Origin of the sequence: Mycolicibacterium gadium (assembly GCF_010728925.1) — a bacterium.
Taxonomy (GTDB): Bacteria; Actinomycetota; Actinomycetes; order Mycobacteriales; family Mycobacteriaceae; genus Mycobacterium; species Mycobacterium gadium.
Genome location: NZ_AP022608.1, coordinates 5100425 through 5127193, shown reverse-complemented (window position 1 = coordinate 5127193; position 26769 = coordinate 5100425). Strand labels below are relative to the sequence as shown.

The 26769-nt window shown below is 64.8% G+C and carries 25 protein-coding genes and 1 pseudogene; 16 read left to right on the top strand and 10 right to left on the bottom strand.

All coding sequences use genetic code 11. From position 1 onward, the window contains the following. Positions 1-16 precede the first annotated feature (16 nt). Entirely contained in the window at positions 17-907 is an 891-nt protein-coding gene (locus tag G6N36_RS25425; protein WP_163689508.1) for an enoyl-CoA hydratase/isomerase family protein, read from the bottom strand. An 84-nt stretch (positions 908-991) separates the two neighbouring features. On the opposite strand from G6N36_RS25425, the gene G6N36_RS25420 reads away from it, so the two are divergent. Genes G6N36_RS25420 through G6N36_RS25410 form a run of 3 tightly spaced genes read left to right on the top strand, consistent with a single transcriptional unit; the run spans position 992 to position 3685 of the window. Continuing rightward, complete coding sequence (locus G6N36_RS25420) at positions 992-1429, top strand: SRPBCC family protein (protein WP_163689507.1); 438 nt, start codon at positions 992-994, stop codon at positions 1427-1429. Continuing rightward, the gene (locus tag G6N36_RS25415) at positions 1426-2619 is read left to right on the top strand and encodes an acyl-CoA dehydrogenase family protein (RefSeq protein ID WP_163689506.1); all 1194 of its coding nucleotides are present in this window, start codon (positions 1426-1428) and stop codon (positions 2617-2619) included. Before G6N36_RS25420 ends, G6N36_RS25415 begins: the two co-directional genes overlap by 4 nt. Continuing rightward, a complete protein-coding gene (locus G6N36_RS25410; protein WP_163689505.1) occupies positions 2609-3685 on the top strand; it encodes an acyl-CoA dehydrogenase family protein in 1077 nt (358 codons plus the stop codon). Before G6N36_RS25415 ends, G6N36_RS25410 begins: the two co-directional genes overlap by 11 nt. Here the strand turns inward: G6N36_RS25410 and G6N36_RS25405 are convergent. From G6N36_RS25405 to G6N36_RS25395, 3 genes are read right to left on the bottom strand one after another with little or no spacing between them, the layout of a single operon-like run. Further along, positions 3669-4094, bottom strand: coding sequence for a nuclear transport factor 2 family protein (locus G6N36_RS25405; protein ID WP_163689504.1), 426 nt, complete (start codon positions 4092-4094; stop codon positions 3669-3671). The two genes, G6N36_RS25410 and G6N36_RS25405, sit on opposite strands and share 17 nt — an antisense overlap. Continuing rightward, positions 4091-5317: a cytochrome P450 gene (locus G6N36_RS25400; RefSeq protein WP_163689503.1), complete on the bottom strand. Its 1227-nt coding sequence runs from the start codon at positions 5315-5317 to the stop codon at positions 4091-4093. The genes G6N36_RS25405 and G6N36_RS25400 overlap by 4 nt, the downstream gene beginning before the upstream one ends. A gap of 30 nt (positions 5318-5347) precedes the next feature. Continuing rightward, positions 5348-6562 (bottom strand): cytochrome P450, encoded by a 1215-nt coding sequence (locus G6N36_RS25395; protein WP_163689502.1) that lies wholly within the window; start codon positions 6560-6562, stop codon positions 5348-5350. Between the two features lie 128 nt (positions 6563-6690). Here G6N36_RS25395 and G6N36_RS25390 point away from each other — a divergent pair, with 128 nt between their 5' ends. The 3 genes from G6N36_RS25390 to G6N36_RS25380 are packed head-to-tail and all read left to right on the top strand — an operon-like array spanning position 6691 to position 10110. Next, on the top strand, positions 6691-8775 hold the full coding sequence (locus G6N36_RS25390) for a CoA transferase (RefSeq protein WP_163689501.1): 2085 nt from the start codon (positions 6691-6693) through the stop codon (positions 8773-8775). Next, positions 8756-8995, top strand: coding sequence for a hypothetical protein (locus G6N36_RS25385; protein WP_163689500.1), 240 nt, complete (start codon positions 8756-8758; stop codon positions 8993-8995). The genes G6N36_RS25390 and G6N36_RS25385 overlap by 20 nt, the downstream gene beginning before the upstream one ends. Continuing rightward, entirely contained in the window at positions 8992-10110 is a 1119-nt protein-coding gene (locus G6N36_RS25380) for a thiolase family protein (protein ID WP_163689499.1), read from the top strand. The genes G6N36_RS25385 and G6N36_RS25380 overlap by 4 nt, the downstream gene beginning before the upstream one ends. A gap of 12 nt (positions 10111-10122) precedes the next feature. Here the strand turns inward: G6N36_RS25380 and G6N36_RS25375 are convergent, their stop codons facing one another. Then, entirely contained in the window at positions 10123-11343 is a 1221-nt protein-coding gene (locus G6N36_RS25375; RefSeq protein ID WP_163689498.1) for a CaiB/BaiF CoA transferase family protein, read from the bottom strand. A 35-nt stretch (positions 11344-11378) separates the two neighbouring features. Further along, entirely contained in the window at positions 11379-12611 is a 1233-nt protein-coding gene (locus G6N36_RS25370; RefSeq protein ID WP_163689497.1) for a cytochrome P450, read from the bottom strand. A 47-nt stretch (positions 12612-12658) separates the two neighbouring features. Here G6N36_RS25370 and G6N36_RS25365 point away from each other — a divergent pair, with 47 nt between their 5' ends. Genes G6N36_RS25365 through G6N36_RS25350 form a run of 4 tightly spaced genes read left to right on the top strand, consistent with a single transcriptional unit; the run spans position 12659 to position 16784 of the window. Continuing rightward, entirely contained in the window at positions 12659-13882 is a 1224-nt protein-coding gene (locus tag G6N36_RS25365) for a CaiB/BaiF CoA transferase family protein (RefSeq protein ID WP_163689496.1), read from the top strand. A gap of 23 nt (positions 13883-13905) precedes the next feature. Continuing rightward, positions 13906-15096 (top strand): CoA transferase, encoded by a 1191-nt coding sequence (locus G6N36_RS25360; protein ID WP_235690168.1) that lies wholly within the window; start codon positions 13906-13908, stop codon positions 15094-15096. Beyond that, positions 15093-15539, top strand: coding sequence for a VOC family protein (locus G6N36_RS25355; protein ID WP_163689495.1), 447 nt, complete (start codon positions 15093-15095; stop codon positions 15537-15539). Before G6N36_RS25360 ends, G6N36_RS25355 begins: the two co-directional genes overlap by 4 nt. 51 nt (positions 15540-15590) lie before the next feature. Beyond that, entirely contained in the window at positions 15591-16784 is a 1194-nt protein-coding gene (locus G6N36_RS25350) for a cytochrome P450 (RefSeq protein ID WP_163689494.1), read from the top strand. Between the two features lie 4 nt (positions 16785-16788). Here the strand turns inward: G6N36_RS25350 and G6N36_RS25345 are convergent, their stop codons facing one another. Next, entirely contained in the window at positions 16789-17556 is a 768-nt protein-coding gene (locus G6N36_RS25345; protein WP_163689493.1) for an enoyl-CoA hydratase/isomerase family protein, read from the bottom strand. A gap of 123 nt (positions 17557-17679) precedes the next feature. On the opposite strand from G6N36_RS25345, the gene G6N36_RS25340 reads away from it, so the two are divergent. The 3 genes from G6N36_RS25340 (at position 17680) to G6N36_RS29975 (ending at position 22008) form a co-directional block, all read left to right on the top strand. Next, on the top strand, positions 17680-19236 hold the full coding sequence (locus tag G6N36_RS25340) for a class I adenylate-forming enzyme family protein (protein WP_163689492.1): 1557 nt from the start codon (positions 17680-17682) through the stop codon (positions 19234-19236). Further along, a complete protein-coding gene (locus G6N36_RS25335; protein ID WP_163689491.1) occupies positions 19233-20159 on the top strand; it encodes an SMP-30/gluconolactonase/LRE family protein in 927 nt (308 codons plus the stop codon). Before G6N36_RS25340 ends, G6N36_RS25335 begins: the two co-directional genes overlap by 4 nt. 289 nt (positions 20160-20448) lie before the next feature. Beyond that, complete coding sequence (locus G6N36_RS29975; RefSeq protein ID WP_163689490.1) at positions 20449-22008, top strand: HNH endonuclease signature motif containing protein; 1560 nt, start codon at positions 20449-20451, stop codon at positions 22006-22008. A gap of 42 nt (positions 22009-22050) precedes the next feature. Here G6N36_RS29975 and G6N36_RS25325 read toward each other — a convergent pair whose 3' ends face one another. The 3 genes from G6N36_RS25325 to G6N36_RS25315 are packed head-to-tail and all read right to left on the bottom strand — an operon-like array spanning position 22051 to position 23795. Continuing rightward, complete coding sequence (locus G6N36_RS25325; protein WP_163689489.1) at positions 22051-22473, bottom strand: DUF3237 domain-containing protein; 423 nt, start codon at positions 22471-22473, stop codon at positions 22051-22053. An 11-nt stretch (positions 22474-22484) separates the two neighbouring features. Next, positions 22485-23384 (bottom strand): VOC family protein, encoded by a 900-nt coding sequence (locus G6N36_RS25320; protein ID WP_163689488.1) that lies wholly within the window; start codon positions 23382-23384, stop codon positions 22485-22487. Between the two features lie 15 nt (positions 23385-23399). Beyond that, positions 23400-23795, bottom strand: coding sequence for a nuclear transport factor 2 family protein (locus tag G6N36_RS25315; protein WP_163689487.1), 396 nt, complete (start codon positions 23793-23795; stop codon positions 23400-23402). A gap of 99 nt (positions 23796-23894) precedes the next feature. Between G6N36_RS25315 and G6N36_RS25310 the strand changes: the two genes are divergently transcribed. The 3 genes and pseudogenes from G6N36_RS25310 to G6N36_RS25300 all read left to right on the top strand — a co-directional run bounded on the left by G6N36_RS25310 (position 23895) and on the right by G6N36_RS25300 (position 26745). Then, positions 23895-25031, top strand: coding sequence for an acyl-CoA dehydrogenase family protein (locus G6N36_RS25310; protein WP_163689486.1), 1137 nt, complete (start codon positions 23895-23897; stop codon positions 25029-25031). After that, a pseudogene (locus G6N36_RS25305) lies at positions 25028-26263 on the top strand (acyl-CoA dehydrogenase family protein). Before G6N36_RS25310 ends, G6N36_RS25305 begins: the two are co-directional and overlap by 4 nt. After that, positions 26260-26745, top strand: coding sequence for an FAS1-like dehydratase domain-containing protein (locus G6N36_RS25300; protein WP_163689485.1), 486 nt, complete (start codon positions 26260-26262; stop codon positions 26743-26745). Before G6N36_RS25305 ends, G6N36_RS25300 begins: the two are co-directional and overlap by 4 nt. The last annotated feature ends 24 nt before the right edge of the window (positions 26746-26769 follow it).

The window sequence follows — 26769 nt, the reverse complement described above, 5'->3', positions numbered from 1 at the left end:
GCCAGGCTTTGGCAATTCAGTCAAAGCCCCACTCCGTGTACCTACGCTCGAGCTCGGCCATCGCCTGCCGGCCGCCACGCGCCGTGCGCTCCTTCATGAAGTTGAACTCGTCCTCGCGCCACGCGAGATTGGTGAACACGCTGTGACCCATCGGCACCCAGTCGCCGAACTGGGCCATCCCCACGGCGTTCCAGAACGTGATCAGCGCATGTTTTCCGATCATCAGGCCGTCGGCTGAGTGATGTGCGATCGCGCGGGCGTACCGCATGGCCTCCTCGCGCAACTCATCCGCGGGAACGACCGACGAGGCGACCCCCCACTCCTTGAGCTCGGCGGCTTTGACCTTGCGGCCGGTGATCATCGCCTCGTATCCGCGGTTGGGTCCGAGCTTGAGCAGTGCCAGCGGCATGATGGTGGAGAAGCCGGCGAAGCCGATCCGTGCCTGGGGCCTCGCGATGTACATGTCGTCAGAGACGACGAGGATGTCTGCGGCCAGGGCCAGATTCATCCCAGCGCCCAACGTGGCCCCCTGACAGGCGGCGATAACAGTCTTGGGGAACTCCATCCAGTTCGTGAAGTGGCGGTGCAAACGACGGGCGTTCGCCAGTCGGGCCGTCTGCGGAAGCCTCGAGCCCTTCTTCAGTCCCGCCTGCTCGACCGGCAACCGGCGAACGTCGTCTCCGCTGCAGAAGTCCTTGCCCGCAGCCGCCAGGACAACGACTTTGACCTCGTCGTCTTCCTCTGCCTTGTCCAAGCGGTCCTTGAACAACGCATGCATATCGGGGGAAAGGATCGCGTTTCGCCGGTCGGGCCGATTGATGGTGATGCAGGCGACGTGTGGTTCGACGACCTCGTAGGTCACCCAATCCTCGTCGACCTCGAATTCGCCGTCATTCTTCTCACCCACGAGCCTTGCCTTCCGCGCCACCACTCATCCTGAACATTAAGACAGTATCCGATCATTTGTTTCATCGGTGATATTCTCCTTCGCATGCCTCAACTCGCTATCACCAAGCACGTCGATGCGATACCGGCGACCGTGTGGGCGATTCTGGCGGACTTCGCCGACGTCAATTGGATTCCCGTGGCCGGAGTGGTGGAGGTCGAGGGCGAGGGCATCGGCATGCGCCGCTTGATTCACGGGAGCGGAGCCAAACCTGTTGCCGAAACGCTGACGAGCTTGAATCCCGCCCGCATGGAGCTGGGTTACTCGATTGCCGACAACCCCCTGCCCGTCGCACGATTCGACGCGCTCGTCTCCGTGCGCCCCGCCGGTGATGCCGCGACGACAGTCACCTGGAACGTCGACTACGACCCTGCGGGCACCACCGAGGCGGACCATTCTGCCGCGCGCGACGCGGTCGAGGCGGTGTACGGAATGATGGCCGGGTGGCTGGCGGACGCCTCGTCGGCCCGTGAGGCCACATGACCGAACGCGATTACGGCGTTCCGCTCTCGCCTTCGGATCGCATTTTCCGCGACGAGGTTCGCGACTTCCTGGCCTCGGCCCTGACCCCGGATCTGCGCTCACGCGAAGGCGGCGAGGCCGGGCGACTGGATCGGATGCGCACCTGGCAGAGCCGTCTCCACGAGGCCGGGCTGGCCGCCATTTCGTGGCCGACGGAATTCGGCGGCCGCAGCGCAACGCCGGCGCAGCAGTTGATCTTCAACGCCGAGATGGCGTCCGCACACGCTCCCGAGCCGATCAACCGCAGTGCGATAAATCAGCTCGGCCCCACGATCATTCAGTGGGGTGACGACGAACAGCGCTCCCATTACCTGCCGCGCATCCTCTCCGCCGAGGACGTCTGGTGCCAGGGCTTCAGCGAGCCCGAAGCGGGCAGTGATCTTGCCTCTCTGAAGACGAGGGCCATCGTTGATGGCGACGAGCTGGTGATCAGCGGACAGAAGGTGTGGACATCAAAGGCGCAGTACGCCAACAAGATCTATCTGCTCGTTCGCACGGACCCGGGCGCCCCGCCGCACGACGGGATCAGCTATGTCCTGGCCGACCTGGCGGTCGAGGGCATCGAGGTACGTCCCATTCGCCAGATCACCGGCGACGCCGAGTTCAACGAGGTCTTCTTCGACAACGTCCGGGTGCCGCTCACCGGCGTTCTCGGCCCGTTGAACGAAGGCTGGCGGGTGGCGAAGTCGACGCTTGGCTACGAGCGAGTCGGCCAAAGCCGCACGCACCGGATCGAGCGCCGCCTGACCATCCTCACCTCGATGGCCGCAGAGCCGAATGCGCTCAGCGGCAACGGGTTGGACGACGATTACGTAGCCGACCAATTGGTGCGCTTCACCGCCCAGGTCGAGGCGTTGCGCCAGATCGCGGCACAGGCGACGGCCGCAGGCGTACGCGGGGTGAGCCCAGGGCCTGAGGCGTCGGTCGCCAAACTCCTGACCTCGGAGGTCGACCAGGCGATGGCGAACTTCGGGCTCGACCTCGCCGGTCCAGCGGGCACGTTGTTGCCCGGGTCGCCCGGCGCGGTGAAGAAGGGCAACGTCGCCAAGAGCTATCTGCTGATGCGCGCTGCGACGTTCGGTGCCGGGACGTCGGAGATACAGCGAAACGTCATCGCCGAGAAACTGTTGGGTCTGCCCCGTGACCCGTGAGCATGAACTGTCCCTGACCGAGATGGCCGACTCCGCGGCGGAACTCAGCGAACTGCGAGCCACAGCTGATGACATCCTGAGTCACGCGTGGACAGTCGAGCGCACCCGCGGCCTCCTCGACGGCCCCGAACCGGCATTCGACAAAGACCTGTGGAAAACGATCGTCGAATTGGGCTGGCCCGATGTCTTGGTATCCGAGGCCCGCGGCGGCGGCGGCGCAGGCATACGCGAGCTCTGTGTACTCACCGAGGCGGCCGGCGCGATTGCTCTACCGGTGCCACTGGCCTCGGTCGCCGCCGCGGCCTGGTGCGCGGACCGTTGCGTCGAGGGCATCACGCTCGTTCTCGAGGACGTGGGCGCGACACTGCGGGAGGGCAAGGTCACCGGAACCTGGCCACTGGTGTCGTTCGGTGCGGTGGCCCAGCAGCTGATCGTCATCGCGAGGAGCGAAGCAGAAACCGTGTTGGGCATCGTCGATGCGGACGGCGGCGGTGTGCAGCGCACGCCACAACTTTCGCTTGACCACAATCCCACCAGCAGCATCACACTTGCTGACGCGGAGCTGCTGCCGTTCAGCTCAGGGGCCGATGCCGTCGAACGCCATGGCAGGGCCGTGATGCGCGATCGGCTCGCCACAATCGCCGAAGTCATCGGGATCGCTTCGGCCGCCAACGACGCCGCGGTCGAATACGCAAAAGTGCGAACCACTTTCGGTCGGCCGATCGGATCACGTCAGGCGATCAAGCACCGTCTCGTCGACCAACGTTCGGTCATCGAAGTCGCTCGCGCATTGGTGAATCGGGCCGCCGATGCCTGTGAACTCGCCCATCCCGACGCCGAAGCGCTGGTGTCGTTGGCCGCGTTCTGGGCGGTCGACTCGCTGCGGCGAGTACCAGAAGGCGCTACCCAGGTGTTCGGCGGGATCGCCTATACCTGGGAGCACGACGCGCACGTGCACTTGCGACGCGCAGCTTGTCGTATCGCGGACCTCGGCTCGCGCTCGTTCCACCGATCGGTTGTTGTTCGCTGGCTCGATTCGGGAGCCTCGGCTACCCGAAGTCCATGATGATATGGGTGAGTTTCGACTCGGCGAGCGCCCACTGTCCGTCGGTGCGGACCCAACGATCGTGGTAGTGCCCGAACGCCGTCAACGATGTCCCGTTGTCCCAGATAACACGTTCCTGCACAGGCCAGATGGCTTGGGCTTCATCTCCGTCCCCGGATATCTCGACTTCTGGGATGTGGACCTGATGCACGGTGCGGGCACCGGCCACTGATTCCTTGATCGCGGCGATGACCTCGTCGCGGCCAATGATCGGTTCGATGTCCGGGTTGCCGTCACTCAGATCGAGTCTGACATCCGGCGCGAGCACCGTGGCAAACTCCTCCCAATCCTTGGTATCCAGGGTCCTGCAGTATTTCGCCTTGGCTTGATACAGGTCTTGGATGACGATCAGAGCTGTGTCACCACTCATCTGACTGCAAGATCCAGCCGCTCGAGACGACGCACCAAGATGCTCGGAAGCCAACGTCCAACCGCTGCGGGCTCGATCCATTCGGTCTGTTCCAAAAGCATTTCCAAGACGAGTCGAGCTTCGAGGCGCGCCAGTGCTGCGCCGACGCAAAAGTGCGCGCCCTTGCCGAAGGTGATGTGGCCCTTGCCTTTCGGACGATCCAGTCGAAACTCATCAGGACTTTCGAACTGTGCGGGGTCCCGATTTGCCGCGCCCCACAACAGGAACAGCCGGCTTCCGGCCGGCAGTTCGACGCCGCCCAGGGCGGTGTCGTCGACCACGTGCCGATAGTGTCCCCGGAAGGGCGGCTCGAATCTCAAGGACTCCTCGATGAACGCGCCCAGTAAGGCCGGATCAGCACGAAGCTGACGCTGGATGTCAGGGTGCGTTGCCAAAATCCAGACGGCGCTGCCCAGCAGCGACGCCGTCGACTCACCACCTGCGCTGAACAGGGTCAACATGATGACCCGGGCGGTGTTGTCGTCGAGTGCGCCGGTCGCGCACGCCGTGGCGAGGTCGCCAAGCAGGTTGTCCCCGGGGTTGCCTGCCGCCTGCGCGAAGTACTCGCTGATGTAGACGCTCAGCTCGATTGCCGCTTTGCCGGCTGCTGCGAGACCGTCGGCGTCGATCAGTCCGTCGAGCAGTTGCGTCGTCGCATAGCCCGACTTGATGAGCATGTCGACGTCGTCGTCCGGCACCCCGATCAGCCTGGCCACCACCATCATCGGGAGGCGGTTGGCCATCGCGCTCATCCACTCGATCCGCCCGTCGGTTCTGCCGTCACGCCAGAGGCCGGCAGCCGTATCAGCGACGAATCGCTCAGTTGCTCGAATTCGTTTGGCTGCGAGTTGGGGCACGAGCATCTTCCGATGGACGGCGTGAATCGGGTCGTCCGCAGTCGCGAGAACATGGGATGAACCGCCGAACCCCTCCATCTCGAATGCGCCGACCCCGTTTTCAGGGGTATAGGTCATCGTGGCGGTCAGATTCGATGAGAAATCGTCGGGACGCCCGATGACTTCGTTCACCGCGTCCCAGCTGCAGACCGCGTAGAAGCCTGAGCCGGCGACCTCCTGAACCGGCCCGCGTTGGCGCATGCGCGCGTAGTACGGATAGGGGTCCTGGATGGTGGCGTCACTGAAGAATTCAACCCCGGAACCGGCCTCATGAACACTCACCGACATCGCGCTCCACCCTCTTCGCGGTAAAGACGATCAGCGGTAGTCGAGCGTGACGGGTAGCCGATCGTATGTGTGCACCAAGGCCGACGGACGCAAGGTGCCCTCACCAGTCACATGAATACCTTTGGCGCGCTTGATCACTTCGTCCAGGACGAACCGGGCCTCGCGCCGGGCCAACGCTGCCCCCATACAGAAGTGCTCGCCGACACCGAAGCCCAGATGTCCCGCAGCATCACTACGGTGCACATCGAATTCCTCTGCGGTCGGTCCCCAATGGTCTGCGTCACGGTTGGCGGATGCATAAGCGAGAAGAAGCCCGTCGCCTTCGCGGATCGTGGCGCCACGCAGTTCGACGTCTTGGGCCGCCTGTCGAGCCATGCTCATCACCGGTGTCCACCAGCGCAACACCTCCTCGACGGCGTTGTTGCCGACCTCAGGATCTGCGAACGCCTGCTGCGCCTGATCGGGATGCATGTCGAAACACGCCGCAATGCCCGCGATCAGACTCTGCGTAGTCTCACTGCCTGCGGCCAATAGCGTCAGCGCATAGGTCATCACCTGGATCTCGTTGAGCGGTTCGGAGTCGATCCGCACCTGGGAGAGCATCGACAGCAGATCATCGGTCGGATCCTTGGCGCGCTCGGCAACCAGTTCCATCAAGTAGGGGGCGACCTCACCGAAGATCAGCTCCATGTCGCCATCGTCAGCGACGCCGCTACCGACCTTCGCGATCGTCGTCGCCCACCCCGCCACCTTGGGCCAGTCGGCTTCGGGCACGCCCAGCAGATAAGCGAAGACATACACCGGGAACGGTTCAGCGACGTGTTCGATCCAGTCGAATTCGCCGTCGGGAAGGCCGTCGAAGATGGTGGCGATCACCTCACGCACGCGCGCCTCGAGTTTCGCGACGGCACCTGGCGTGAAGCGGACGCCGATCGCCTTGCGATGCGCACGGTGTTCGGGCGGATCCATGAACAGGATTCCGCGAGCGCCGTAGCCCTGAGGGTCGCGGCCCTCCCGACGCGCGATGAGATCCATCATGATCCCGATACGCTCCGACGAGAACTTCTCTGGACGCGCCGAAATGGTTTTGATGTCGTCATACTTCGTCACGACCCAGAACTGCCCCTGCTCATACCAGTGGACCGGGTCGGTGTCACGCAGCTGCGCAAACGTCGCGTTCGGATCACCCAGATAGAACGAAGCATCGTCGAAGCGAGCGTCCGAGGGTGCCGTGGTGGTAGCCATGACTCTGAACAATAGAACATGTTGTGTGAATGTGTGAATAGCCGCGCAGTCGGGGTGGTTGGACATCAATGGAACGAATGTTGTTCAATTGTATAAATGAGCCATGCCTCAGTCAGGAGCTGTGAAGGGTGACCGACGACGTGCCCTCCTCAGCTTTCTTGTCCGGTGTGCGTGTATTGCAGCTCGGTGACGGTATCGCGGGGTCATCGGCCGCCGCCTTGCTGGCCAGCCTCGGCGCCGACGTCGCCCGCCTTCCGCAACCGGCGGCCCACCGTGCGGGGCCCGCCATCAACACTGCCGGGGGTCCCGAACCGGCCGTCGACCTGGTCCTCGACCGGCAGAAGCGGACGCTGTCGTCCGACGCGGAAGCGGACCTCAGCGACTTCGACATCGTCATCAACGACGGTGCGAGAGAGCAGCCCTCAGCCACCGAAGGGGTCGTCGTCGTCAACCTCACGCCCTTCGGCATGGACGGACGGCACCGCATGCGACCCGGCGGTGAAATCGTGGCGCAAGCGAGCGGGGGGTTGCTGGCCACCATCGAGGACGTCGACGGCACACCCGTACCCGCGCCGGGGTACGTCGCGTCTAAATCCGTGGGGGCAGTGGCGGCGTTGGCGGCACTGCACGGACTGGACCGACGGATCAACGACGGCGGCGCCGTCGTGGTGGACGTTTCGGCGCAGGAAGCGGTGATCTTCACGGCTGCGCTCCCCGAGTGCGCCCACACCATGTACCGGTGTCCCGGCCGCGCCGGCAGCGGGCGTTACCTGGCGCCCTCGGGCGTCTTCGAATGCCGGGACGGACTCGTTCGCATCACCGCCGTTGAGAACCATCAGTGGCAGCAGTTGAGGAAGACTCTCGGCGATCCCGCCTGGGCGGCAGGCCTTGACGAACGGGCCGCCCGAATCGAGCATGCCGATCTGATCAACGCGCGGGTGACCGAATGGACGCGAAAGCAGAACAAGGCGGACTGCGCCGCGCTCTTGCAGTCCAACGGTGTTCCCTCGACCCCGGTCAATCATCCCGGCGAATTGCTGGATTCTCCGCAGCTTGCCCACCGCTCGTCCCTTCAGAACGTGCGAATCGACGATCGCGACGTCACCGTGCTCGGTCCACCGTGGAGCGTGACGCCGGGTCGGCCCGGGACCGGCCACGGCACCGGAATCGCCGGACTGCGCATCGCCGAACTCACCCACGTGCTCGCCGGACCCATCGTCGGGGCGCTGCTCGGCGGGATGGGCGCAACGGTCGTTCGGCTCGAGGATCCCGACCGCTTGGATATCTACCGTCGGAGCGGCCCGTTTGCCGACGGGGTCCCCGGCCCCGAGCGCGGCGCGTACTACGCCGTGGCAAATCACTCGAAGCGGAGCGTGTTGCTCGACCCGGAGCACATCGGCGCCGATGTCGCCGCGATACTCGCCGACTCCGATGTCCTCATCGAGAACGTCGGTTCGTCTCGGTTGAAGCGCCTCGGCGTGGATCCTGCGGAACTCGCGGACACCGGTCGATTGACTCTTCGCGTATCCGGCTTCGGCTCCGATGGACCACTGGCCGGATATCGGGTGTACGCCAACAACGTTCAGGGTTACGGCGGTTTGGCGGCACTGAGCACCACCGCTGACGGAGCGCCGGCTCGTCTGGGTACCGTTCTGGCCGATCCGCTGGCCTCGGTCGTCGGCGCGTTGGTGATCGCGGCGTGGGCACTGGATCGAAATCGATCCGGCGGGGCGGTGATCGATCTGTCCATGGCCGAAGTGGTCGCGTCGACGGTTGCCGAGTACGTCGCCGCCGCCTCAACAACGCAGACGACACCGACCGACGATGTTCGGCGACTTGTCCAACGTTCGACCGACGAACGCTGGGTCGCTGTCGAGCTGGCAGGAACCCAATGCGAAGCAGACACCATCGAGTTCGTCTGCGCCCTCATCGCCACCAATCGGGCGGACGACGCAGCGCTGAAGCTCCAAAGCGCGGGCATTTCGGCTGCTGTGGTCCGACGTGCCGATGAGCTGGTGAACGACAGCCACCTCAACGAGCGCGGCTTCTTCCCCGAGATCGCCCATCCGGATCCCGATCTGAGAACCGCACGAGTGGTTGGACTCCCTTGGCGGTTTGCCGGCGAGGGTCCAATTCCGCTGAGTCCGCCGCCCGCGCTGGGGAGTTCGAACGACCTCTACGAGAGGAACACCGATGCCGATGTCACCGCCTGACCGCCCGGCGACCGTATGGTCGTCGACCTTCATCCCCTCGAAGTCGCCCTTGCCGGGCTTCGGCGCCGACGGTTACAGCGTGGCGTGGGTCGACAGCGGCACCGAGCGACTTCAAGTGGTCGTCGACGGCGCCCGCCCAAGGCCCGGGACGACGGGACGGTTGGTGGGCCGCACCTTCGACGATCAGATCGTCGAGATGTTCATGGCGGATGACCGATGACCGGCGTTCATCTCGCCGGTGTCGGCGTCACGGAATTCGGGAAACACCGGGACGTCCCGCTGGTCGAACTCGGCGTCACAGCGGCGCGGCTAGCGCTGCAGGACTCCGGGCTTGACTACGCCGACATCGGCGAAGTTTTCACCGCGTCATCGCTGGCCGGACCGCAGACCGGCATCAAGGTTGCACTCGAGTTGGGACGCACCGGGATTCCGGTGACCGCAACCGAAAGTGCCTCGGCGAGCGGCATGGTCGCGCTCCGACACGCGATCTCTGCAGTCGCTTCGGGGCGAAGCACTGCCGCTCTCGCCATCGGCTACGAGAAGACCACCGCCCTGGAGCCCGGCGGTGTGGTGCCCGCAGCTGTCGGATTCTGGGACCGCTTTCCCGCCCAGACGCACTACGCCATCGAGGCCGCACGCTGGCTGCACGACGCCGGCTGTGGACCCGAGGTGATCGCGGCTGTGGCCGCGAAGTCATACAACCAGGCCCGCCTGAATCCGCTTGCCGTACGGCGCGACTCCGATGCGGTGACCGTCGACGATATTCTGTCTGCCCGGATGGTCGCCGACCCACTGACGAAGATGATGTGCCATGCCTCGGTCGACGGCGCAGCGGCGGTCGTCGTGACGCGCGACCCTCGCCCGCGGTCGGTCTCGGTGTTGGCGGTCGAACAGACCAGCTGGCCGACGGATCCGACCTGGCCCCTTGTCGGGCCCGTCGTAGGACCGCCGTCGCAACTCACGCTCACCGCCGAACGGGCTTACACCACCGCAGGCATCGAACCGGCAGATATCGGCGTGATCTCATTGCACGATATGTGTGCCAGCGAGGAGATCACGGCGCTGATCGCTATGGGTCTTGCCGATTCCCAAAAAGCCGTCGAACTCGCTCAGACTGGCGGTCTCGCGCATGACGGCGCCTTGCCCACCAACACCGACGGCGGGTGCTTGGCTCGTGGCCACGCCTTCGGGGCAACCGGCCTGGCCCAGGCCGCCGAAATCGTCACGCAACTTCGCGGCGAGGCTGGCGCGCGGCAGGTGGCACAGCCACGAGTCGGGATGGCTCAAGCCGTCGGCGGCGGGGGCTCCTGCGTCGTGGCGCTGATGCGCGCCTGACCTGGCGATCTTCTACGCGATCGCGCCGCTCTCCTTGAGCGCGACGATCCGGTCCCAGTCACCGCCGAGATCCAGGATGAGTTGCTCGGTGTCGGCGGCGAATTCGGGCATCGGAGCCAACGACAAGGGCGTCTCGTCGAAAAGCACGGGGCTCGCCACGAGGTCGAAACTCGCGCCCTGGTCCTGCACCGTGACGACGTTGCCGTTCGCGCGCACCTGTGGGTCGGCGGCCACCTCGGCGGTGGTCTGCACCGGCGCCCACTGTCCGTCGAAACCCTCCAGGGCTACCCGCCAATGAGCCAGCGGCTGAGCACCGATTGTTGCGCGCAGCACCGCTATCGCCTCTGCACCGTTGGCAGCGAGTAGCTGGTGGGTCGCGAAGCGTTCATCGTCGGCCAACTCAGGAACGCCCACCCGGCGACAGAACTCAGCGAAGTAGCGGAATCCCTGCAGCATGGACAGCCCGAGGAACCGCCCGTCTGCGGTCCGGTAGAACCCCACCAAGGGATTGTTCGGGGTGACGTTGGCTCCCGCAGGATTGGTCTGCCACGGTTGACCACTGACCAACGCGGCGTTGATCGCCACGCCGGAAGCCCACACACCCACTCCCAACAGCGAGATATCCACCACGCGGGCATGACCCGTGCGCTCGCGCTCGAAGAGCGCAGCGGCGATACCGCCGGCGATCGTCATACCACCGATCGAATCCCCGTACGCGGGGCCCGGTTGCGGAACCACCCCGTCGATATCGCAGGGCGTCGAACCGGCGGCCCCCGCGGCCCGGCTCCAGAATCCCGTCATGTCATAGCCACCGGTTCCGGCGTCAGGCCCCAACGGCCCATAGGCGCTGCCGCGCGCATACACGATGTCGGGATTGGCGGCCCGCAGATCGTCGACGTCGATCCGCAGCTTCTTCCGGGCGTCGGGCAGGAAATTTGTGAGGAAAACATCGCTGGTCTTGGCGATGTCCATCAGCAACTCATGACCGTCCGGCGTCGCCATGTCCAAGGCGACCGAGCGTTTCCCGCGGTTTGCGTGCTCCATCACCGGGTTTCGCTCACCCTCGATCGTGATGTGCCCGAGTTGACGGAGGCCGCGCTGGGAGTCGCCGGTCTGCGGATGCTCGATCTTGACCACGTCAGCGCCCCAGTCCGCCAACACTGCGCCGGCAGCGGGCACAAACGTCCACTGCGCGACTTCGAGTACCCGTACGCCCGACATGGGTCCGCTCATCGATTCCCCTCGTACCTTCGTTGATCGCTATCGTGTCAGCGGCGATTCAGCGTCACCGGCAGCAGATCGAAATTGTTGTTCAGCGCCGATGGCCTGGGAACGCGTTCTCCGGTGACTTCAATGCCGCTGGCGCGCTTGACGATTTCGTCAAGCGTCAGTCGCGCCTCTCTGCGGGCGAGTGCAGCGCCCATGCAGAAGTGTTCGCCGACTCCGAAGCCGAGATGGCTCGGCGCGTCCTTGCGTCTGATGTCGAACTGATCGGCCGTTTCACCAAAGTGCTCCGTGTCGCGGTTCGCTGAACCGTAGGCGAGCAGCACTCCATCACCCTCCCGGATCACCTTGCCGCGCAACTCCACATCGTGGGTGGCTTGTCTCGCCATGCTGCGTACCGGTGTCCAATAGCGAAGGACTTCTTCGATGGCGTTGTCCACCAGCGAAGGATCGTCGAACAGTGCTCGCGCCTGGTCCGGATGACTTGCCAGGCACTCGGCGATGCCCGCGATCAGACTCTGCGTGGTTTCGCTACCGGCCGCAAGCAGTGTGAGCGCATAGACCATGATCTGGAGGTCGTCGAACGGTTCCCCGTCGATCTCCCCCAACGTGGCGAGCATCGTCATCAGGTCGTCGTCGACCGGGTTCTGAGCCTTCTGCTTGGCGATGTCCAGGAGATACGGACCGATCTCGGTCATGATGACATCGAAATCCGCCTGGGTTGCCGCTCCACTTCCGGAGCGTGAAATCGCCGTCGACCATCCGGCCACTTTGGGCCAGTCGGCCTCGGGTACACCGAGGAGATAGGCGAACACGTAGACCGGAATCGGCTCCGCGACGTGCGATATCCAGTCGAACTCGCCGTCGGGCAACGCGTCGAAGACCTCGTTGACAACCTGTTTCACCCGCTCTTCGGCCTTGGCCACCGCCGCCGGGGTGAAGCGGCCCTGGAACGTGCGTCGATGTGCGCGATGGACCGGCGGATCGAGGAACATGATGCCTCTGTTCCGGTAGCCCTGCGGCTCGACTCCCTGCTTGTGCGCGATGAGATCCATCAGAATCGCGATGCGTTCGGAGGCGAACTGATGCGGTCGTGCCGAAATCGCCTTGATGTCATCATATTTTGTGATGACCCAGAATTGTCCGTCGTCATACCAGTGCACGGGATCGTGTGACCGCAGCTCGCGAAACACTTCGTCGGGGCGATCGAGGTAGAACTGAGCCTGATCAAATTTAGCGCCTGAAGTCGCCGACCGGGGATTCGTGACTGCCGCCATAGATGAACAATAGAACACAATATGTCTATTTGCGATATGGTTGTCGAGTGAGCGCTGCCTTGTCGCACCTTCGGGTGTGTGACCTCAGCGGGCAACTGGCCGGCGCGGGCGCGACGAAGATCCTGGCCGCGTTTGGTGCCCAAGTGATCCGGGTCGAGGATCCCGCGACCCGTGGCCTGTGGGACGCCCTACGGGGAGTCGGTCCCTATGTCGACGACCGTCGTGGGATCGATCTCGGCGCCGGGTTCAACAACCACAATGTCGGGAAGTACGGCGTCACCATCAACCTGCGTCTCGACGAGGGAAAACAGCTGCTGCGTGAACTCGTGGCGATCAGTGACGTCGTCTGTGAGAATTTCGCGGCGGGCGTGATGGCGCACCGCGGCTTCGGCTACGACGACCTTCGCGACATCAAGCCCGACATCATCTACGTGTCCAACTGCGGATTCGGTCACACCGGGCCGTACCGCGACTTCAAGACCTGGGGACCGATCGTGCAGGCGATGAGCGGTCTCACGTTCACCTCGGGGCTGCCCGATGCCGAACCGGCCGGCTGGGGCTTCTCCTACATGGATCACGGATCGGCCCTCTATATGACTGTGGCCATCATGGCGGCACTGCATCACCGTGACCGCACAGGCGAAGGTCAGCACGTTGATCTGGCCACGGTGCCCGCGGGCATCGCGATGCTGCCCACCGAGGTGCTCGACTGGACGGTGAACCAGCGGCGCACCTGCGCACGCGGCAATCGGGCCGACTTCGACGAGTTCGCACCCCACGGCATCTACCCCTGCGCGGGTGAGGACCGATGGATCGCCATCGCGTGCCGTGACGACAGGGAGGCGGCGTTGCTGGCCAAGGTGCTGGATGAACCCGCCATCGCATCGGAGCGATTCGCGACATTGGCCGCTAGAGTCGCCGCGGCCGATGAACTCGACGAACTGGTCGCCGCGGCCACCTCCACCCGCGATGCCATCGGACTGGCCGACGATCTCGTCGACGTCGGGGTACCTGCGAGTGTTGTCAAGAGCCCGCGAGAGCGCATCGACGAGGACCCGGACCTGGCACGGATGGGACTCTTTCCTACCGTCACGCACCCCGACATCGGCGCGGTACGCGTCGAGGGCGTTCCACTCACCTTCTCGGAAACCCCGTGGCGGATCGATAGACCGGGACCCAAACTGGGCCAACACAATCGTGAGATCTTCGGAGAGCTCCTCGGTCACGATGACTCGACCCTTGATCTGTGGGCTGAGCGAGGTGTGATCTGAGCGCGCTAGCCGATCTCCGCGTCGTGGAGATAAGCGACCAGTTCACGCCCGTGGGCGGGCGTGTGCTCGCTGAACTCGGAGCCGAAGTCATCGTCGTCGAACCGCCCCAGGGTTCCCCGCACCGTCTGCGCCCGCCGTTCGTCGATGAAGAACCCGGCGTTGACCGCAGCCTGCGTTGGTGGAGTCAAAACGTCGGAAAGCGCAGCGTGACCGTCGACCTTCGATCGGAGTCGGGCGTTGACACGTTGCGCCGACTCATCGGAGGCGCCGACATCGTGCTTGCCGGGGGTGATCGACTGACGGGTGGGATCACTTATCGCGAGGCAACCGCGGATCATCGCAGCCTGATCTGGGTTTCGGTGACGCCGTTCGGTCTCGGCAGCGTCCGGGCCGACGACCCCACCACCGACCTCACTGTGCTGGCCGGCGGCGGCCCGGTGTGGAATTGCGGCTACGACGATCACTCCATACCGCCGATGCGCGGCTCTGGCGACCAGGCGTCCAACATCGGCGGCATGTACGCCGCGATCGGCGCGCTTATCGCGCTCTCACACCGCGACCACAGCGGCGTCGGCCAACTCGTCGACGTCAACGTGACCGCGGCCTGCAATGTGACCTGCGAACAGACCACCTATCACTGGCTTGTGAACCAGGCGGTCTGTGTCAGGCAGACCGGACGCCACGCCTACCCCACACCCAGTTCCGAGGTCCAAGTACGTTGCGCCGACGGACATTACGCGACCACCGGGGTGCTGCCGCGCAAGCCCGAAGAGTTCAGTCGGATGATTGCCTGGCTCTCCGAGTTGGAACTGACCGAGGAGCTACCGGAGACCGTGTTCCTCGAGATGGCCGCCGCCCGAACCGCGCCAGTCGACCTTGCCTCGATCGGTGAGGACGACGAAACGACGGCGATCATGAGCGCGGCCCGTGAGGCCATCACCTTGATCGCCTCACGCATGCCAGCCAAGGAGTTCTTCATCGCGAGCCAGCAACGGGGTTTCCCGGCGGGCGCCATTCTGCCGCCTGATGAGGCCTTTGACGACGAACACATGGTGGCACGCGGTATGCATGTGCCTGTCGAGCACTCCGAGCTCGGCCGGACAATCGTTTATCCCGGTGTGCCGTACGCATTTTCGGCCAGTCCTACGTCACCGCCGAAACGTGCGCCGCTGCTCGGTGAGCACAATGCGCTTCTCGACGAGCTCGCACCTTGAGCGCCGGGCACCGCCTCACCCATGTCGGGCTGTGCGTCACGGACATCGAGCGCTCGACCGAGTTCTACTGTTCAGCGCTCGGATTCACCAAGATCGGCGAGATGCACGTCGATGACGAATCGTCCGCACGACTGCTCGACGTCGCCGAACTGGTGCTCGATCTGGTCTACCTCGAGCGCGACGGATTCCGCCTGGAACTGCTGGCCTATCCCACAGTGGGCACAACGGGCGACGGCGCGCCACGCCAGATGAACGCTCTCGGCTTCACCCATCTGTCCTTCCGCGTGGATGACGTCGACACTCTTGCCGCAGCCGTGGTCGAGCACGGCGGAAAACTGCTGCCCGATCGCACGGTCGAATTCGGCGGCGGCAATCGCGGGCTGATGCTGACCGATCCCGATGGAAACCTGCTCGAGTTCATCGAGCGCATACGCCGCGACTGAGCAACTAATCACAATTCGTTCTGTTGTTCAGTTGGATGGTAGAGTCCGTCTGTGCCCGCGACCAGCGAGTTGATGTACTCACCGTTCTCGAAAGCCGTCTTCGACGACCCCTATCCGGTGTACCGTCGGCTTCGCGACGAGGCGCCGGTGTATCGCGATCCCGACGACCGTTGGTGGGTGCTGTCGCGGTTCCAAGACGTGGCGGGCGCGCTGCGGGACTGGGAAACGTACTCATCCAAGCTCGGCCCGGCGCCGGAGAATCCCGACGACGACGGCCGCAAGTATTCCGTCATCTCGATGGACCCGCCGCGACACGACCGCATCCGGGGCGTCCTGAAGGGCTTCTTCACCCCCCGCGCCGTCGCCTCGCTGGAGGGTGCCCTGCAGGCGGTCGTCGACCATCACCTCGGTCAGCTCAAACGCGGCACCACCGTCGACGCAATGGAAGCCTTCGCCTTCGCCGTGCCCACCGATGTGATCGGCGACCTACTCGGCGTGCCGAAGGCCGATCGCGAACAGCTGAGGGTGTGGTGGGAAGCGTTCTTGACCAGGCACGAAGGCGAAGTCGCGATGCCGCAAAGTGCTATCGAGGCCAACCGCAACATCAGCGCTTATATCGGCGATCTCATCGACAGGCGCCGCACCGACCCGGGCGACGATCTCATCAGCATCGTGCTGCAGGCCACCTTCCACGACCCCGAAATCGGCGACGACCGCTCGTTGACGCCGCACGAGGTGTTGATGTTCTGCAATCTGCTTTCCGCGGCGGGTTCTGAGACCACCCAGAAGCTGATCTCCAACGGTCTGGTCGCATTGCACGACCACCCCGACCAGTGGCAGCGAATCGTCAGCGATCACAGCGTGATTCCGGCCGCGGTCAACGAGGCCCTGCGTTACGACACCCCCAGCCACTGGGTGGCCCGGACACTGACGCGTCCCGTGGAGCTACACGGTGTGACCATGGATGCCGGTGACTGGGTGCTGTTGCTGTTGGGCAGCGCCAACCGCGACGAGCGTCGCTACGACGACCCTGATCGCTTCATCATCAACCGTCCGCGCGGCACCGATGTCTACTTCGGCTGGGGCATCCACATCTGCCTCGGCCAGTGGCTGGCTCGGCGCGAGGCGCAGATGGTCTTCGAATACGTCGCGAAGCACTTTCCCGACTACGCGATCGGCGCACACGAACGTGTGCTGACGGCGACGGTGCGCGGCTATACCAGCGTGGAGATGACGCTGCGCTGAGCGCTCAGTCGACGACCCACTGCGGCTCGCGCTTCTCGGCGAAGGCCTTCATGCCTTCGAGGTAATCGGGATGGGTCATCTGGTGCTGCAGGACATAGCGGTAGGCGACGTCGTGGGCGGCGTGCAATCCGACGTCGAGGCTCGTCCACATTCCCTTGATCGAGGCCTGCACGGTCGCCGGGCTCAACTTCGTGATCGCCAGTGCGATCTCTCGCGTGCGCTCCTGCAGACGATCGGCCGGCACGACCTCGTTGATCAACCCGATCTCATACCCCCGCTGGGCGCTGATCCGCCCGTCCTTGGTCATCAGCGCCAATTGCATGACCATCGACAGGGGCATCCTGCGCAGAAGAACCGTTGGCTCCAATGCGAAGACGTTGCCGACCATCAGGTGGGTGTCGATCAGCTCGGCGTGCTCGGCCGCGATGATCAGGTCGGAGTCGGCCACCTGGTGTAGCCCTCCCCCGACCACCATTCCGTTGAGAGCGCAGATGACCGGCTTCCAGACGTTGTGATGCAGCCTCGAGCCCGGCACCTTGTTGCGGATACCCGACTGCGCGGTGGCACGGATGTCCTGGCCTGCGCTGAAGGCGCGGTCACCTGCGCCTGTGATGATGGCGACGCGGATGTCGGAATCGTCGCGTACCCGCGCCCACGCCTGCCCGAGCTCGGTACGGGTCAGATCATCGGTGGCATTGAGCCGCTCCGGGCGGTTGATGGTGATGGTCGCGATGTGATCGCTGACATCGAACAGGATCCTCTGAAAGTCCACCGCTAACCCCAATCGAAGTCGTGATGCAACAGATATGCATATAGTGTGTAAGTGTCTCATACCGACGAACCGGTCCGTTCGCCGGTCGAGACCGCAGATCATCGGTGCAGATCGGGAGGTGTGATGCCGGGGTCCGACGCAACCAAATCTGACGACCGCGCCGAGGATGTGGTTGATTCGCGACCCGATCTCGCCGACCGTATCGAGGCGATCCTCGGCATCGACCCTGATGCCGGCGCAATAGAGTTCGGCGGCACATGGACAACGTGGGGGTCGCTCGCAGCGGTCGCCCACGGAGTAGGAAACCGCCTGAGTTCGGCTGGTCTGGCCCCGGGCGCCCCGGTAGGCCTGGTGTTGCGCAACGATCCGGCAATGATCGCGGCGATGCTGGGAGTGCTGCTGGCCCGTTGTTGCATCGTCACGCTCAATCCGTCACATGGCGACGAGGGTCTGGGCCACGACATGCGCGACCTCCGCCTACCCGCAGTGGTGGCGTGCGGTGTCGACTGGGACCGGGCGGGCGTCAAGGAGGCCGCGACGGGGGCGCTCGGCCTTCGCGTATCGGTGACCGACCGCCCTGTCGAGGTCGTGACGGGCCTCGAATCCCCCGGCGACGGGCCGTTCCGCCAATCCGATCCAGCAGTCGCGGTGGAGATGCTCACCAGCGGAACAACGGGACCGCCGAAGCGGATTCCATTGGCATACAGCGCGTTCGAACGCACAATCGTAGCGGCCAGCGCTCATTACGGGTCCCACGACGAGACCGGCCCACGGCTGCGACGGGGTGTGATGATCGTCAGTTCGCCGCTGGTGCACATGTCTGGACTGTTCCGCACACTGCTCTACGTGTGTCAGGGCCGCCAGATCGCACTGTTGCCGCGGTTCACCGTCGACGATTTCATCGATCGTGTGGTCCGGCACCGACCCAAGGCCGTCAGCCTGGTCCCTACCGCGCTGGCAATGGTATTGGACGCCGACGTCGACCCCGGCGTGTTCGACAGCGTCAAGGTGGTGACATCGGGCACCGCACCGCTGTCGGCCCACCTGCAGGAGACGTTCGAAGACAAATACGGCGTCGCCGTGCTGCCCTCCTATGGTGCGACGGAGTTCGCGGGCGGAGTCGCGGGATGGAATCTGAAGCTGCACCACGAATGGGCCGAGTCCAAGCGCGGCAGTGTGGGCCGGCCCCAACCCGGCCGGGAGATACGCATCGTCGCGGCGGATGGTGACCATGAGGTCCCTGCAGGCGAGCAGGGCGTCATTGAAGTGCGCACCGCAGGCGGGGAATGGGTACGCACGACCGATCTCGGGCGCCTCGACAGCGACGGATTCCTTTTCGTCGACGGACGCACCGACGATGTCATCAACCGGGGCGGCTTCAAGGTCACACCTGCCGATATCGTCGCCGCTCTACGTTCGCATCCCGCCGTGCGCGATGCCGGGGTGACGGGCGTGCCCGATGAACGACTCGGCGCGGTTCCGGTCGCAGCCGTCGAGTGCGTCGAGGGCAAGGACGTCACCGCCGACGATCTGCTCACCTACCTCCGTGGGCGGCTAAGCCGATATCAGGTGCCCGCCGGTTTGAAGATCGTCGACGAACTCCCCCGAACCCCATCGATGAAAGTCAGCCAGCCGGGAATTCGCGCGCTGTTCGAAAGCCCCGACGAGGCGGCCGTGTGACAGTACGTTGCATCGCATCGGGATTGGGCTTTCCCGAAGGTCCGGTGGTCGATGACGACGGCTCGGTCTTGGTCTCGGAGATCGCCAACGGCCGAATCAGCCGGGTGCACGCCGATGGCACGGTGGAGACATTCGTTGTGACCGGGGGCGGCCCCAATGGGATGGCTCGATTGCCCGACAGCCGAATCATAGTGTGCCAGAACGGCGGCTCCCGGTTTGCCGTCAGGCCATGGCCGTTCGCCATCACCGGCTCCGTGCCGTTGTTCCTGCCCGCCGGCGCGCCCGATCAACCCGTCACCCCGCAACTGCAGATCGTCTCCGCCGACGGTGAGGTCACGACTCTCACAACGACGTTCACGAGTATCGGTGGTGATGAACTACCGTTGGCGCGGCCCAGCGACATCTGCGTGGATGCGCAGGGCGGCTTCTATGTCACCGATGGCTTCGCGGTGCAGGGACGGAGCCGAAACCTCACCGGCGTCCTGTACGGCACCCCCGACGGACAATTGCGCGAAATCGTTTACCCACTGGAACTCCCCAACGGCGTGGCGCTCTCCCCGGACGGATCGACGCTGTATGTCGCCGAGACCAGGACGCGGCGGATCTGGGAGTTCGAGGTGCTCGGCCCCGGCCGCCTCGGCTCCGCGCGGGGGCTGGCCACGGTGCCGAGTGGCGGACCGATGAATTTCGGCGGTGCCGACGGACTTTGCGTCGCTCCCGACGGCGCGATCATTGTCGCTACAGTGGGAACCGGTGGGGTGACGACGTTTTCGCCCGATGGTCAACTGCTCGGTGCGATTGTCGCCGATGACCCGATGACCACCAACGTCGCGCTCAGCCACGACGGCCGTTCGCTGTTCATCACGCTGGCATCGTCGGGTCGCCTGGTGGTCGTGGACGATTGGCGCTCTGCTCTCGTGTAGCCCCGTTGACACGACGCGACGCGACGGCTTACGGCGCTGATCGCAAGCGAGTTCCGCGACGACGGCCGCGACCTCCGAGTCCCGCTTTGATGACGTGGTGTCGGCGATCGCCAACGGCCGGATATTCCCGACGGACGCCGGATCGCCAACCGAAATCTGGCGATGCTCGCCCCGAGATTCGCGTCGCCGGGCTCCGTCCCCGAAGAATCGTGAAAACTCTTTTGCCCCAACAGTTTCAATTGTCACATACTTGACCGGACTTGTCGGTAACCGAACGTATGTTCGACTCATGGGGATGCCTCTCATGGACGCGGTCGCCGCCTACACCACCGGTGTGGACGCGCTGCTGAACGCCGAGGTAGACGGTCCGTCGCACCGCGACCTGCTCACGTGCTTCGACGCCATTCAGACTGCCTCGCAGCGTGTTCCAATGACGGGCTACGCCATCCTGGCGCGGTTGGACCGCGAAGCAGACCCCAAACAATTGGGGGCTACCTCGCTATGGCAGCTACTCACCCTGCGCACCCGGATGAGCAAGGGCGCGGCCCTGAAATCAATCGCGCGCGCCCGTCTGCTCGGTCCGAAGCGCACCCCGCAGGGTCAGGACCTACCACCGGAGTGGGAACACACGGCCGCCGGTCTCGCGGCAGGACTGTTCGGCGACGAACACGTCGAGGTCGTCCGCAAGTTCTTCAAAGCCCTGCCGGCCACCATCGACCCTGTCACCCGCGGTCAAGCCGAACACAGCCTCGCCAGCGCCGCTGCCGAATTGGACCCGCACTCCCTGACCATCGCCGCCATCCACCTGCTGGCTCTGTTGCACCCCGACGGGGACGAACCCGCCGACGCCGCCGCCCGCAAAGCCGGCCTCACCCTCGGCCCACAACAACCCGACGGCCTGAGCCACCTGTCCGGATGGATCTCGGCGAAAACTCGCGCCCTACTCGAACCTGTCCTCGCCAAATTCGCCGAACGCAACCGCCACCCAAAGACGCCATCGCCCGCCTCCGATGACACCCCGCCCGAGCAGGCTCCGACCGCACAAGACACGCTGCCCTTCACCGAGGAGCGCGAGCCGCAGCCGAAACCATTGAGCGACGAGCTACCAGTGGACACCGACGCGCTAACGGCCGATGACGAGCCCGCCGATGACGTTGCCGGGGAGGGCGATCCGTTCGCCACACATCCTGACGACCCGCCGTTGCCGCAACCCGAGCCGCTCCTCGACCTGCAGTTCCGCACCAAAGCCCAATACACTCACGACGCGTTCGCCACCGCCCTCGAGATGCTGCTGAGCTCCAGAACTCTCGGGACGCTGAACGGCCTACCCACCACCGTGGTCGTGACCACGACCCTGCAGGAACTCCAAGCCGGCGCGGGGTACGCCGTCACCGGCGGCGGCACCCGCCTACCCATGCGCGACCTCATCGCCATGGCAGCCCGCGGCGCCCACCACTACCTCGCCGTCTTCGACGAACACACCAGCGAAACGCTGCACCTCGGCCGCGCCAAACGCTGCGCCACCGCCGCGCAGAAACTCGCGCTGTTCGGCCGCGAACGCGGCTGCTCCGCCCCGGGATGCACCGCCCCCTTCTATGACTGCCAAGCCCACCACGGCGTCGAGGACTGGAAACTCAACGGCCAAACCAACATCGACGACCTCACCCTCGCCTGCGGCCCCAACAACCAACTCATCGAAGACACCGAGTGGACCACCCGCCGCGGCCCCGACGGCCGCTTCCAATGGATACCGCCTCCGCACCTCGACACCGGCCAACCCCGCACCAACAACCTCCACCACCCCGAACGCCTTCTCAAACCCAACGATGAAGACGACGACCCCCTCTAGGCGTCGGCCCGACTCACCTGCCACGCAGGTCGCTCCCATCGGTCACACGACTTCGTAGACCTCGTATTCCAGACTCTCACCCGCGAAGGATCCCTTGGCAACGCCGAGTATTCGGGTCAACCACTCGTACCGCGGGTCACCGGTTTCGAAGTACATCGCAGAGTAGACCCCCGCGGTGGCGGCATTCATCCGTCCGGTATAGGTGACCAGAATCGTTGCGCCATCGTCAGTTTCGAGCGTGAGCCTGGCATCGACGAGGACCCGCCCGGACGGCTCGACGAATGCCCAGTCGGCGGCCGCACGACCTTTGAGGGATGCTTGCAACCGCTCGCCCTCGTAACGTGCGCTGGTGATCTCACCGATCGTCCGGCTTCCCGACGGTCCCGTCGAGATCGCGATCGGTTCGGCGAGCTCGTAGGTGACGTGGCACAGCGGACGCAACGTGGCATCCAGAGACGTTGGCACCGCGGTCACCGTCACCCTCGTTCCGCGGCGACGAACTCGAACACCGCGCCGTAACAGCTCGCTGGATCGGTGATCAATCGATCGCCGTCGTGCTCGGCGATGACGATGTCATGGGCAACAAGGTGGGCCTCCGCCGCGGCGAGATCAGCAGTCTCGAAGATGCACGAATGCATGATCTCGCCGTTACGGGCCAGATCCCTGCCTGCCACCGAATCCTCGGTCAGCGGCTTGATCAGGTCGATCGTCGTATTCGCACCGAGTTCGAGTCGGTTGCGCTCTGCGTGTTTCCCGTCGTCCTTCGCGACGACGTCGGCCCCGAGTGCGCGATAGATGTCGGTGGCGCGATCGAGATCACGAACCACCACGCCGACCCGCCAACCAGTGATCGCCAGCGGATGCATGCGCCACGGTTCATTGCTCCACCCGTCGACGAAGCGCGGGTCCTCCCATCGCCCCGGGACTCCGAGCGGTCCCGGTCGAGCAGTCGAAAAAGGCATGAACTCGAGCTGGCCCGCGGTATCCCTGGGGTGGGTGAACACCGGACTCATCGGTTTCTCGACCATGACGTCGCGGCCGGCGCCTGCCAGCCCGAAGCACCGCACGCCCAGGGCGGTCAGCGCATCGAAGATCTCGGTCGGCGGGCCGTCCACGAAGTACGCAGAGGCGTGGAAGTGCCTGCCGAACCGCGTCAAGAACTTTCCGAGCGGTAGATCTGCACCCTCGGCGGTGGGCTCCATGACGTCGACGGCCAGATCGGCGATGGCGACCATGGACGCCCAGCGCTTCTCGGCGTCCAGCCACTCGTCGGTGAAAACGTCGACCGCTCCGAACACGTCGCGGTACCACTGGGTGATGGTCCGATAGTCGTCGACGATGTGGTTCACGTGCCACTGCTTGCCCACTGCGATCACGACATCAATCCTCACTCAAGCCGGGTCCTGGTCGAACCTGCGTTTGCAGAAGCGCCATCCGTCCGCATTTTTCGTCAGCTCGTCTCGGTAGATCCCCTGCGCGATCACCTGATATCCCCCGCCCGGGTTCGAGACGAACACGGTGCAGTACGCCTGGCTGGTCGCCGACGTGCCGTCCCCTTCAGCCAACACCGACGTGGTGACGTGGCGAAGCTGGCCGGACACCGCCGTAGCGGCGACGTAGGCCGCCAGCCCGTCGTGTCCGCGGGTCTGTTCGTCATCACCGAGGAAAAAACTGCCGTCAGCGGTGAAGCAGTGAGCAAATCCCTCTGCGTCGCGGCGATCGAACGCGAAGTTGTATCGGCTGACCAACCGCTCGATCTCGACGACATCCTCGACTGGCAACGGCACAGCAGGCCCTCCTGGAGCTGAACACACGATGGGGCCAGAACACTATGACATATATTGTCTAACTGATAACACCTGCCAACCGTGCGGAGAGAGGCCGAGATGACGCGTGCGGCTGCCGAGGTCGACCTTTTTCTGTCGACCACCCGCGCGTTCCTCGACCGCGACGCGTCGATCGAGCACGTCCGTGAGATGCACAGACGAGGTGACACTTACGACCGCGACTGGTGGCGAAAAGCCGCCGAACTGGGCTGGACCAGTCTGCTGGTGCCCGACGAACTCGGCGGCGGCAGCGTGTCCGGCAATGGTGTGGGCGACCTGGCTTCGGTCGCCGAGCAGATCGGCCGCACCGTCGCGCCCGGACCGCTGATTCCGGTCAGCGCGGCTCTGGCCGGTTTGATCGACGCGAGCAACAGCACGCAGCACGCTGACATGATCGCCACATTGGTCGAAGGTGCGGCCGTCATCGCATGGGCGGTGGACGAACGCGGTGCGCGGTTCGGCGCAGATCCCACAACCGTCGTGACGAAGTCGACGAACGGATACCGGATCGACGGAATCAAGGATCGCGTCGAGGCGGGCAACGGCTGTGACTACTACCTCGTGACGGGCCGTGCCGACGATCAGACGATCCAGGTGGTGGTGCCCGCCGATGCTCCGGGCGTCACGGTCGAGCCGGTGCCGTCGATCGATCTGGTGCGCGACTACGCGACCGTTCGATTCACCGGAGTCGAGGTTGATGCGGACAAGGTCGTCGGAACCCCGCACGAGACACCGAATCTCATTGCGCGTCAGTCCCAGATTGCGCAGCTGCTTCAAACGTGCGAGATGATCGGAATCCTCGATGCGGTGTTCGCCAGGACCGTGGAGTGGGCCCGGGAGCGACACAGCTTCGGGCGGCCGCTGGCCTCCTATCAGGCGCTCAAACACCGGTTCGCCGACATGAAGATGCAGCTGGAGGCGTGCCGCGCGATCGTCACCACCGCGGTACGCGACGTCGGTGATCGCAGCCTAACCGCGGCGTTGAGCGTCAGCGCCGCCAAGGCCTACGTCGGCGAGTACTCGGCCGCCATCGTGCAGGACTGTGTCCAGCTCCATGGCGGTATCGGCGTGACGTGGGAGCACGACCTGCACGTCTTCCTGCGGCGGGTGGAACTCAATCGGACTCTTTACGGCACTACCGAGGAACACCAGGAGAACGTATTCGTGCTGTCGGATGAACTGGCTGCCACGCGATGAACCAGACTCCCACCGAGTTCGCCGACCGAGCACGCGACTGGCTCGCGGACAACATGCCGCCGCTGACCGCCAACACCCCGCCCCTGCTGGATCGCGCCGAGGAGAGGACTTGGCAGCGGGCACGAGAGCTCCAACGTCGGCTCTATGACGGCGGATTCGCAGGCATCTGCTTTCCGACGGAGTATGGCGGGTTGGGCTTGGACTACGCGTACCAGGCCGCGTTCAACGCGGTCGCCGAACCCTACGAGATGCCGCTGGTACTGAACATTCCAAGCCTGACGATCTGCAGCGCAACCCTGCTCGACGCCGGCACCGAGGACCAGAAGCGCACGCGGATCGCGGCGGCGCTGCGCGGTGAGGAGGTGTTGTGTCAACTGTTGTCGGAGCCGGGCGGCGGATCCGATCTGGCGGGTGTCACGACCCGCGCAGACCGAGCCGGCGACGAGTGAATTCTCAACGGCGCCAAAACCTGGAGCAGCAGTGCGTTCGCCGCAGATTTCGGCCTGTGTCTGGTGCGCACGAACTGGGATGTGCCCAAGCACGAGGGGCTGACGATGTTCCTGGTGCCGCTGAAGTCCCCGGGGCTGACCCTGCGACGGATCCGTCAGGTCAACGGGTCCGCTGAGTTCTGCGAAGAGTTCTTCGACGACGTGGAATTGTCCGACGAGCACGTGGTCGGCGAGGTCGGAGGAGGCTGGGCCGTCGCCTCCAGGCAGTTGTTCCACGAGCGTCGCGCAGTGGCGAAGGGCTCCGAGTACGCAAATTGTGGCGCCTCCGAGGAAAGACGTGATGGCGCTTTCGATCTCGTAGCTCTGGTGCATGCCACCGGTCAGTCCGGCGATCGGTGGGCGCGGCGGCTGGCGGGGCGTGCGCTGGCGCACCGCCTCGTCGAGAAAGCGCTGGGCGAGAGCGTCTTTCACGGTGTTTCCACCGGGCTGATGCCGCCTGCGTCAGGCTCTATCACCCGCCTGTACTACGCACTCTGCGAGAACCTGAATCTGGATGCCGCTGTGGCGCTGGCCGGCCCGGGGGCAGTGGTGGGTGCGGCAAACGAGGACCTCCTGGCGATCGGGCGGAAGTACCTGTCTCGGCAGACCGTGTGCATCGGTGGCGGCACGACGGAGATCGCACGCAACATCATTGCTGAACGCGTGCTGGACTTTCCGCGCGAGTATGCCGCAGATCGGGGCGTTCCCTTCAAGGATGTGCAACGAGGTGGGACACGACAATGACCCTGATCACCGACCGCTTGCGCGCCGCGATCGGCGTCTGGCACGAGCAGGACGCTCCGGCGTTCCCCATCGATTCCTCGGACATCCGCCGGTGGGCGATCGCCACTTACTGGCCACATGAGCCGCCGCGGTTGTTCTGGGACGAGGACTATGCTCGCACCACTCGATGGGGTGGCGTCATCGCTCCCGACGACTTCAATCCGTTCGCGTGGCCCATACAGCCCCCCGATGCCGGACCCGCGCAATACGCACTTCCCCAGCCCGGCGAGCCTGGGCAACATGTCCTCAACGGCGGAGTGGAGTTCGCGTTCGGTGAGCCGATGCGACCGGGTGACGTGATCACCGGGCGGTGGCGGATCAAGGACGCCACCGAACGTGGGGGGCGACTAGGTCAGATGCTCTATGTGCAACTGGAACGCGAACTGCGCAATCAGCGAGGCGAGGTCGTCCGCACTCGCATCGACACCCTGATCCGATACTGAGAGGCAGCCGTGTACATCGATGGG

What these genes read in the sequence shown, in the direction of transcription:
- G6N36_RS25370 (WP_163689497.1), bottom strand. Translation starts at nt 12,611, where the DNA reads ATGGCGGCAGTCACGAATCCCCGGTCGGCGACTTCAGGCGCTAAATTT.
- G6N36_RS25310 (WP_163689486.1), top strand. Translation starts at nt 23,895, where the DNA reads ATGACGCGTGCGGCTGCCGAGGTCGACCTTTTTCTGTCGACCACCCGC.
- G6N36_RS25420 (WP_163689507.1), top strand. Translation starts at nt 992, where the DNA reads ATGCCTCAACTCGCTATCACCAAGCACGTCGATGCGATACCGGCGACC.
- G6N36_RS25380 (WP_163689499.1), top strand. Translation starts at nt 8,992, where the DNA reads ATGACCGGCGTTCATCTCGCCGGTGTCGGCGTCACGGAATTCGGGAAA.
- G6N36_RS25405 (WP_163689504.1), bottom strand. Translation starts at nt 4,094, where the DNA reads ATGAGTGGTGACACAGCTCTGATCGTCATCCAAGACCTGTATCAAGCC.
- G6N36_RS25375 (WP_163689498.1), bottom strand. Translation starts at nt 11,343, where the DNA reads ATGAGCGGACCCATGTCGGGCGTACGGGTACTCGAAGTCGCGCAGTGG.
- G6N36_RS25400 (WP_163689503.1), bottom strand. Translation starts at nt 5,317, where the DNA reads ATGTCGGTGAGTGTTCATGAGGCCGGTTCCGGGGTTGAATTCTTCAGT.
- G6N36_RS29975 (WP_163689490.1), top strand. Translation starts at nt 20,449, where the DNA reads ATGGGGATGCCTCTCATGGACGCGGTCGCCGCCTACACCACCGGTGTG.
- G6N36_RS25385 (WP_163689500.1), top strand. Translation starts at nt 8,756, where the DNA reads ATGCCGATGTCACCGCCTGACCGCCCGGCGACCGTATGGTCGTCGACC.
- G6N36_RS25415 (WP_163689506.1), top strand. Translation starts at nt 1,426, where the DNA reads ATGACCGAACGCGATTACGGCGTTCCGCTCTCGCCTTCGGATCGCATT.
- G6N36_RS25340 (WP_163689492.1), top strand. Translation starts at nt 17,680, where the DNA reads ATGCCGGGGTCCGACGCAACCAAATCTGACGACCGCGCCGAGGATGTG.
- G6N36_RS25300 (WP_163689485.1), top strand. Translation starts at nt 26,260, where the DNA reads ATGACCCTGATCACCGACCGCTTGCGCGCCGCGATCGGCGTCTGGCAC.
- G6N36_RS25395 (WP_163689502.1), bottom strand. Translation starts at nt 6,562, where the DNA reads ATGGCTACCACCACGGCACCCTCGGACGCTCGCTTCGACGATGCTTCG.